Source organism: Nodosilinea sp. LEGE 07298, from assembly GCF_015207265.1.
Taxonomy (GTDB): Bacteria; Cyanobacteriota; Cyanobacteriia; order Phormidesmidales; family Phormidesmidaceae; genus Nodosilinea.
The window spans coordinates 1-8,322 of record NZ_JADEXE010000289.1 but is presented as its reverse complement, the minus strand read 5'-3'; the positions used below and the strand labels follow the sequence as shown (position 1 = coordinate 8,322).

Sequence of the window (8,322 nt, the reverse complement as noted above, 5' to 3'; positions counted from 1 at the left end):
AGCCGCACTTCGGACACCGGATAACGCCGTCGGGCCAGCGCAACGTCCGAACGCTGTCGTAGCACTTGGCCTCTTCCAAAAGGTGTGTCAGGGTTAGCATGAGATCGCAGAGCAGGTGCACTTTAGTGTTCAGCCTAGCGAATACATCATCTGCTTGCAGGTCACCTCCCTGAAACACCTATTGAGCCTAGCCTTCAAGTTCTTCGTGCACATTTAAGATTGCATAAAAGGCGTTTTTGGGGTCAATTAGATAACATAAGCCTTCTTGGATAGTATCGACATCAAAGTCATAAAAGTCATACGGGGGAAGGTAACGCCAACGAAGAATTGATAGTGCGTGTTCCTTCTCAAGTCGTCGAAAGGAAAATCTCATTCTAAGGACAGCTCCACCCACCCCATCAGTTGAGGAAGGTAGCTATAGAAGCGTTCGTTGCGTAGCTGCATGGCATCGGTAAAGCAACTGCCACAATGTCCCTCTGGCGCAGCAAGCGATTGCACCACCTCATCTGATACCCCAGCCCAGGGCAGATGGCCCTCCGGAGCATGCAAGGAGTAGGTCAGTTCCGATTCGTTCAACCAGTCACTGCTGATGAAGTCAACCTCAGCGCGCGGAGCAGCAAGTTTCCAGCCTACGCGATCGCGAAAGGCGTTGACAGCTGCGTCCCTATTGTTGGGGTGCTCAGCCAGTGCTTGCTGCCAAAGACGCAACTGAACACTGAGACCAAACCGTCCATTACTAGCCGTTAGCCACATCTGGTCAATGGTACGAATCAGCTCCGGCTGCACCAATCTTGCATCAGACGACAGTGAGACCGACCCTGGGGCAAGTAACCGCCGGGTTTCTCTATCGGCAGCGGCCCAGTCCCCAGCCTGGAGTCGTTCTTTTAACAGTGTCAACTGCTCATCAACCGCCCTATCACGCTCAGCATTCTCAATCTGGCAGTAGCCCACTGTTGAGCGCACATACTCACCAGGGCGCAAGTAGTGAATAGTCTGTGTTTGCTGAGGCTGCCCGCTGGTGGGACGCAGACTGACGTAAAGTCCATGCACCGAAGCGGGTGCCCCATATAGGCGATCGCTATTGTTGGGCTGAGCGCGAAATGTTTCTTCAAAAGGCAGCTGAGAAAAGTCAGTATCGGGAGCCAACTGCTCATACTCACTCAAAGCAGAAGCATTGAGCAAGGTTTGAACGCGACCGTGTTGATCTTGCCACTGCACCGTTAGGGTCAAGGGTGTGTTAACTGGGTTTTGAGGCATTTCCACCGTAGTGGTCTCTGGTAGGCTGCCCGTCAGTCGGTAGGTCAAAGTCACTCCCTGGCTCGGAAAAGCCATCGTTTCACAAGTGACACGGTAAGGTTCGGTCTGGGCATCTACGGGTGGCGTCGTAGTTGCGACTAGGGCCACCGCCAAGACGCAGCTTAACGGCTTCAGGATTCGCATATTAGACATGGAGCAAGCACCTTATAAGAGCCTCTGTCAGTATTAATCACTTCGTGTCAGCCACTACTTTCGTTGCATAAATTGATACGAACCCTGGTTTTTAGAATCCATTTAAAGGGTGGTTTTTTTATACGATTGCTCTAAACCATCTAGTCTCCGCTGTTGAAGTCACAACACCTTAAAACTAAACTTACTACAGTTAGCGAAAGGGAGCGATCGCGTCTTACCATCCTGCCCTTTAACCGTGTTGGGCACTGGACTGCCAACCTAGAAAGTTTCCTAGAATGCTTTCTGCACAAAGGTTCTAGGCGACGAGAAATCAAGAATCATACTTTTAAAAACCAGTGCCGGAGTTGCAGATCAAATGATCGATGCTGAAAACTGCACTAAATTACAAATGGGTGGTGCTCTTTCGTAAATAGCAAAGAAAACAACTTAAAACTAGCAACCTCTTAATGCAAAGCATTCAGGAGAACCTGATTATTCTCTATTACTTAAGAAGTAAGACTGCTTACCTATGGGCTTCTTTAGTCTTTCGCATCAGCACGATCGCCCCATACCTGAACAGTGCTCCAGACAAATGGAATTAGCAGCGATATCGTCCAAAGATAATAACCTAATTCTAAGCGCTGTAGGCTTAGGGTCGTGAAGAACATTACATCACTGGGTACAATTTGTCGAAACAGCCGCAGCGTGCTTACTAAAGCTATTGCAATTGCGGCTCCACTTGAAGCAATAGCGGCGTACCAACGTCTCGCCCAAAGAAAATAAAGGCTTAGATAATATAAGGGGTTTGCGAACCAGATAAACTGAAGTGCAAGAAGCCAGAACCAGCCTACCAGTAGTACAGTCAATCCCCACACAGCAGCAGGTGAAGGTGCACTATGACCATCCATAGAATAATGCGTCTCGCTGAAGAGAAAATTGGGAATTGCTAGGGAAAGCGTATACAAAAATAGACTTATAAAAATTGGAAGATTCTTCATAGGAGTATTCAGTGTCATTAACCGTAATCAGTTCTCCGAGAATGCATCCCCCACATGTGAGCTTGGCCGAAGGCTCTCTAGAGTTTGCCTGCCGTCAGCAAACCCTGATTTGCAAAGTAGCCCATACGGTTGTACTTTTGCCCCGCTTCTGGCAGATTAAAACTGCGGGGAATGATTCTGGGCGGGGAAGAGAGGAGGTAGGAACTCCTCAAATCCCCTGATCATCCCACCTTAGACCAGGTAAGCTGAGATGACTGGAATCATTGTAGTTCCGTCTCTTGCTTCACCACATCTCTTGCTTCACAGCACAGAGAAAAAGAGGGATCTGGATAGTTCCCCGTTTTCTTTAGCGAAAACGGAGACCCGTATGTTTTTAGAACCCACCTCGGGGGATGAGTCCCCCGTACCGTTTACCCTACCCTTTCTCCCTACGGGAGACGCTAGCGCGAACGACTTCGCTCAGGGCAGGCCCACCTACCGTCAAGAAACCCTGCGGCACATTCTGCTGGGCGACTACGGCGCAATTACCGATGCCATTAGCCAACTGGTGGCGCTGGGCTACAGCGATCGCATAGCCTGGTCAGACCCCATCCCCTCCGGGCGCAGCGGCGAATACGTCGCCGTAATGACCCGCAGGCGAGGGATGCGATCGTAGGGCGATCGCCAATAAAATGGGCCTGTAGGGGCTGTAGGGGCTTAGCATGCTAAGCCCCTACAGCCCCTACAGGGTTCCTGATTATGAATCGGGGCTTACCAAATCCGATTTCGGATCAGACAGCGATCGCCCTCTTCTCCCCAAACCGCTATGATGCAAACCCTGCCCATTCCCCCCTTCTTTGACCCCAACCGGGTCGGCGAAATCTGGCCTGTGCCTTACCAGCAGCGGGCCACCGACGCCAAAGCCTGGGCCGCCACCCACGGCATTGCCCCCGCCAGCGATGACAGCCGCCGCCTCTGCCTGCTGCTGATCGACGTGCAAAACACCTTCTGCCTGCCGGGTTTTGAGCTATTTGTGGGCGGGCGATCGGGCCAGGGGGCCGTCGATGACAACCGCCGTTTGGGCGAGTTTATCTACCGCAACCTGGGGCAGATCACCACCATTACCGCCACCCTCGACACCCACCAGACCATGCAGGTGTTTCACCCTTACTTCTGGGTCGATGCCGAGGGCAACAACCCGCCGCCGATGACCCTAATCCACTACGACGATGTGGTGCAGGGCAAGTGGCGGGTCAACCCAGCCGTCGCCGCCAACCTCTCTTCCCCCCGCGATCTGCAAGAGTACGCCCTGCACTACACCAAAACCCTGAACGACCGGGGTAAATATCCCCTCACCATCTGGCCCTACCACTCCATGCTGGGGGGCATTGGCCACGCCCTGGTACCCGCGATCGAAGAAGCCTGCTTTTTTCACACCATCGCCCGCCAGAGCCAGACCCGCTTTGAGCTGAAGGGCAGCAACCCCCTGACCGAAAACTACTCGGTGCTCAGCCCAGAGGTCATGGAGGACGCGCAGGGACAGGCGATCGCGCACAAAAACACCCCTCTCATTCAAACGCTGCTGGAGTTTGACGCTGTCGTTGTGGCCGGCCAGGCCAAGAGCCACTGCGTCGCATGGACGGTGGCCGACCTGCTCAGCGACATTCAGGCCACCGACCCGGCTCTGGCTCAAAAGGTGTATCTACTCGACGACTGCGCCTCCCCAGTGGTCGTCCCCGACGTGGTCGATTTTACCGACCAGGCTGAGGAAACCTATCAGCGCTTTGCGGCGGCGGGTATGCACCGGGTGCAGTCAACCACCGCGATCGCCGACTGGCCAGGGAACATTTAAGGCCATCAAAAAGCATTTTCAAAAATGAATAGAAAATGAATTGTCGGCAGTTTTTTTTTAATAAACCATCTGTAAGTCTGCTGACAGTTTGAGGCCAGAAGGGTGGTATTATACTAGTCATTGAAGGGGAGTAGCTTTGGGTTTTTGGCCCAATCATCTGAGTCAACATACTGGCGATGAGCCTGGTTCAGATGGTGAATTAGCATTGAATTAAACCTGTGCCATTCGCAAGCGAGACCTTCACTGAGTTCACAACCATGTGGGCTTGGTGGGGTCTTTTAAAGTGTCCATCATGCCCACTCGGTGTCTACACTACTGGAGAGGAGCATGACCCTACTAGCAGGCTTTACCGCTGGCCTACTGCTAATCACCCTGTCGGAACTGGGCGATAAAACCTTTTTTATTGGCGTTATTTTGGCCACCCGTCACCCGCGTCGCTGGGTGTTTGTGGGGGTCACCGCCGCGCTGTTTGTCATGACCGTTTTGTCGGTGGCGATCGGTCAGGTGGTCACTATTTTTCCAGAACGCTATGTGCAGGCGCTAACGGTGGCGCTGTTTTTGGGCTTTGGGCTGAAGCTGTTGTACGATGCCAGCCGAATGGCCGGGCCAGGCAGTCTAGCTGACGAGCAGGCCGAGGCTTTAGAGGCCGTCGAAGAGCGCGAGGCCGGGGTAAAACAGTGGTCAGTTAGAACCGTGCTGATCGAAGCGTTTAGCCTCACCTTTGTAGCCGAGTGGGGCGATCGCACCCAGTTTGCCACCATTGCCCTGGCGGCCGCTCATCACCCAGTCGGGGTGGTGCTAGGAGCGACGTTGGGCCATGCGGTGTGTGCCGCGATCGCCGTCGCCTGCGGCAAACTGATTGCCGGACGAATTTCAGAACGTTGGCTCACTGTGGTCGGCGGCATATTATTTATTGTTTTTGGCTTGGTTGCCCTCCTAGAAATGGTTTAGGGCGACAACCAAGCCCAGCTAGCTAACGCACACCGGTGCCGTAGGCAATGACTTCTAAAGCCACAACGCCCTTGCCACTGTTGCCGCTTAGCTCGGCGGTTTGAATCCGGATATTGACGATCCGTTCGGCCCCCCACGCCAGGGCCGTCTCTTCCATTCGCAGCAGGGCCTCTCGGCGACCTCGTTCGAGCAGGCTTTCGTAAACCGTAATGCGCCCGCCAAACAAGTTCATGATCCCGGCCACAAAGGTCTTAAAAAAGTCGGACGAAATGACTACGCTGCCCACAAATAGTTCGGCCTGATGGGCATTCGGCACCGTTGCCTTGGCCCCAGCCGTACTGAGCACTAGTCCTTTAATCGCCTGCTCTCGGTGCTGCAAAAAGAGAAGGTGCTGCTTTTCAGCTCGGGCACCAAAAAAGTAGCCAATCCCCAGCAAAACCGCAAAGATGATCAGTCCATCCATAGCTACTCCACCCGTACGGCGGTGCCGTAGGCGAAAAGTTCTGCCGCCCCCTGGGTCAGCGATGAGGTGGCAAAGCGAACATTGACGATGGCATTAGCGCCTCGCTTTTGGGCGTCTTTTACCATACGGCTGGTGGCCTCTTCGCGAGCCTCTTGTAGCAGTTCGGTATAGCCCTTGAGTTCGCCCCCCACGATGTTTTTGAGCCCGGCGGCAATGTCGCGGCCCAGGTGCTTAGCCCGCACTGAGCTACCCTGCACTAGGCCTAGCTGTTGCGTAATGGTTTTGCCGGGAACGGTTTCGATGTTAGTGAGAATGATGGTTGATGCAGAAGATCGAGGTTGAACGGTCATCGTATGTGGCCTAAGGCCCTACAAAACAACCACAACCCTAGCCTTTGCGATCGCCCGCGTCGATAGTTTCTAACGGTTTACCTGCTATTGCTTGCAATCTGTTACACAGCGCGGCGATCGCTGGCCATAGGGCCTTTACCGATTGCAAAAATAGCGGTGCTGGGGTGCTTTGTCCTGCCCTCGGCTTTATTGGCTTTGCTCAAGGGCTGCTTTGAGATCGATCGCGGCCCCAATAAACGCGGCGTGCACAAAGGTTTGAGGAAAGTTGCCGAGCATCGTTCCCGTTTCTGGATCGGCTTCTTCAGCGAATAGGCCTAAGTCATTGGCAAATTCTAGAGCGGCATCAATGATCGCTCTGGCCCGCTGTAGTTCCTGGCGCATAATCCAGTATTGAGCCACCCACAGGGTTCCGGCCAAAAAAGCGCCTTCCTGCTGCGAATCAAAGCTTTTTAGATGGCGACGATAGAGATGGCCGGTGGCGTAGTCGCGCTCTAGAACCTTCATGGTCGTCACCATTTCGGGGCTGTCGGCGGCGGTGTAGGCCCACACCGGGAACAGGGCGGCGGTTACATCTACGTCTTCTCCCCCAGCCACAGCAGCGTAGGCCCCCTCTGAGGTAAGGCAGTGCTGGGCCACAAACTCTCGAATCGCTTGTTCTGCAGCACGCCAGCGGCGGGCCTGGTCCTCATTTTCAGCCGCATCGGCAATAAATTTTAGCCCGCAGGCTACCACCACTTTGCTAGAGGTGTACTGGTGCTTTTCCTGCTCTTCCCAGATGCCGTAGTCGGGGTCGTGCCAGTGATTGCTCAAAAAATCGGCAATTTCGGCGACTAGAGACCAGTGCTCGCGGGTATTGAAGCGGTTGTAGATCAGCTTGGCCGCCAACAGCACATTGCCGTAGGCGTCGAGCTGGAGCTGGTCTTTGGCCACATTGCCAACGATGACAGGGGCACTGTGGCGATACCCAACCAAATCTAGGGTTTCTTCTGTGGTGGGCGCTTTGCCCGCTAGGGTAGAAAACGGCATGAGTGGCTGGTGGCCAGAGTCGCGATCGTAGCCGCAGATAAACTCTAGAAAACGACGTTCGTCGGTGCCATCGCTGCCGGCTCGGGTAAGGGCGCTGACAATCATACCGGCATCGCGCAGCCAAACATAGCGATAGTCGTAGTTGCGCTGGCCACCAATTACTTCGGGTAAAGCGATAGTTGGGGCAGCAATAATGCCGCCATTATCCTCAAAGGTGAGCAGGCGCAACGCCCGAATAGACTGGGCAACTTCGCGCTCATAGGGGCCGTGATAGGTAGCGTGGGCGGTAATCTCTCGCCAACACTCCAGGGTTGTCTCTAGCCAACGCTTGAGCTGAAGATCGGTGAGGTCGCTCAGCGGATTATCGACCAAAATGCACCAGCCGCTTTCTCCCTGGGGAATGGTGCAGCTGATTTTTTCCTCGCTAATAGTCAGCGGATGCGAGGCGTATAGGTAGTGCTGCCCATCAATTTGAATGCCCTGAGCCTGGGCCTGACACTGGGGCGATCGCCGGGCGTAGTCGGGGGCAGGCGCTAGGGTAATGGCCATATCAGTAGGGGCCACCGAAAACTGGCGAACAATGCCGTGGGGGGTGCCCTCTCCCATCGGCATCCAGTCGGTAATTTGTAGCTCGCCTGCCGGAGTGGCCAGGGTCGTTTCTAAGACGCCGCTATCTTCCAGGTAGCCCCGCCCGGCGCAGGTGGCATTGGGTATCTGCACCATCCAGCCGCCGCCCCGGTCGGGGTCGAGCAGGGCGGCCAACAGCGATGGATAGTCGAAGCGACCAGGACAATACCAGACAACTACCCCGGTATTGGTCACCAGGGCTGCCGTGCGGCGATCGCCAATTAGCGCTAAGTCTCGAATTGCAGGAAACCTAGACTCTCCCATTACGCTTCCTGCTCCATCTACAACGGCCTATCTATAAGTTTTATGACACTAGCGTAAAGGGCTTACTTCCCGTTTTCCTCCAGCTAAAGGCATATTCCCTCTGCTTCGGCCTCTGCTTCGGCCTCTGCTTTGGCTTGCTGTACGTCCAAAGGATGCGGCGGCTAGGCCAGAGATTGTGCCTTTGGCAGGAGGGAACCCTAGCTCGCCATTCTGTACCTTGAGAACACAAATGGCAGCAACCATGCCAGCAAAAATGGGGCTCTCCTGGGATCACTATGCAGCGGTTGGAGAAAAATGCCAGCAGATTAGGCATCGGAGGCGGAATCGCTCAAAATTAGTGAATCCGTAGCCAGAGCGCTTAATCAACTTCAAACGCGTGTTGAT

The 8,322-nt window shown here is 54.3% G+C and carries 10 protein-coding genes; 3 read left to right on the top strand and 7 right to left on the bottom strand.

All coding sequences use genetic code 11. The features are described 5' to 3' along the window. From IQ273_RS36035 to IQ273_RS26880, 3 genes are all read right to left on the bottom strand, one after another. The coding region (locus IQ273_RS36035) for a transposase (protein ID WP_194021068.1) at window positions 1-100 on the bottom strand (100 nt) is incomplete at its 3' end. A 269-nt stretch (window positions 101-369) separates the two neighbouring features. Continuing rightward, entirely contained in the window at window positions 370-1,449 is a 1,080-nt protein-coding gene (locus IQ273_RS26885; RefSeq protein WP_194026206.1) for a GUN4 domain-containing protein, read from the bottom strand. 518 nt (window positions 1,450-1,967) lie between these two features. Then, entirely contained in the window at window positions 1,968-2,426 is a 459-nt protein-coding gene (locus IQ273_RS26880; RefSeq protein WP_194026205.1) for a hypothetical protein, read from the bottom strand. Between the two features lie 367 nt (window positions 2,427-2,793). Between IQ273_RS26880 and IQ273_RS26875 the strand changes: the two genes are divergently transcribed. From IQ273_RS26875 to IQ273_RS26865, 3 genes are all read left to right on the top strand, one after another. Beyond that, complete coding sequence (locus IQ273_RS26875) at window positions 2,794-3,081, top strand: hypothetical protein (protein WP_194026204.1); 288 nt, start codon at window positions 2,794-2,796, stop codon at window positions 3,079-3,081. 150 nt (window positions 3,082-3,231) lie between these two features. Beyond that, entirely contained in the window at window positions 3,232-4,257 is a 1,026-nt protein-coding gene (locus tag IQ273_RS26870) for an isochorismatase (protein ID WP_194026203.1), read from the top strand. Window positions 4,258-4,584: 327 nt separating this feature from the next. Then, the gene (locus IQ273_RS26865; protein ID WP_194026202.1) at window positions 4,585-5,208 is read left to right on the top strand and encodes a TMEM165/GDT1 family protein; all 624 of its coding nucleotides are present in this window, start codon (window positions 4,585-4,587) and stop codon (window positions 5,206-5,208) included. A 22-nt stretch (window positions 5,209-5,230) separates the two neighbouring features. Here the strand turns inward: IQ273_RS26865 and IQ273_RS26860 are convergent, their stop codons facing one another. From IQ273_RS26860 to IQ273_RS26845, 4 genes are all read right to left on the bottom strand, one after another. After that, window positions 5,231-5,671, bottom strand: coding sequence for a YbjQ family protein (locus IQ273_RS26860; RefSeq protein ID WP_194026201.1), 441 nt, complete (start codon window positions 5,669-5,671; stop codon window positions 5,231-5,233). Between the two features lie 2 nt (window positions 5,672-5,673). Further along, window positions 5,674-6,021, bottom strand: a complete 348-nt coding sequence (locus IQ273_RS26855; protein WP_228053952.1) for a YbjQ family protein — start codon at window positions 6,019-6,021, stop codon at window positions 5,674-5,676. A gap of 186 nt (window positions 6,022-6,207) precedes the next feature. Continuing rightward, window positions 6,208-7,938, bottom strand: coding sequence for a glycoside hydrolase family 15 protein (locus IQ273_RS26850; protein ID WP_194026200.1), 1,731 nt, complete (start codon window positions 7,936-7,938; stop codon window positions 6,208-6,210). Between the two features lie 273 nt (window positions 7,939-8,211). After that, entirely contained in the window at window positions 8,212-8,322 is a 111-nt protein-coding gene (locus IQ273_RS26845) for a transposase (RefSeq protein ID WP_397197044.1), read from the bottom strand.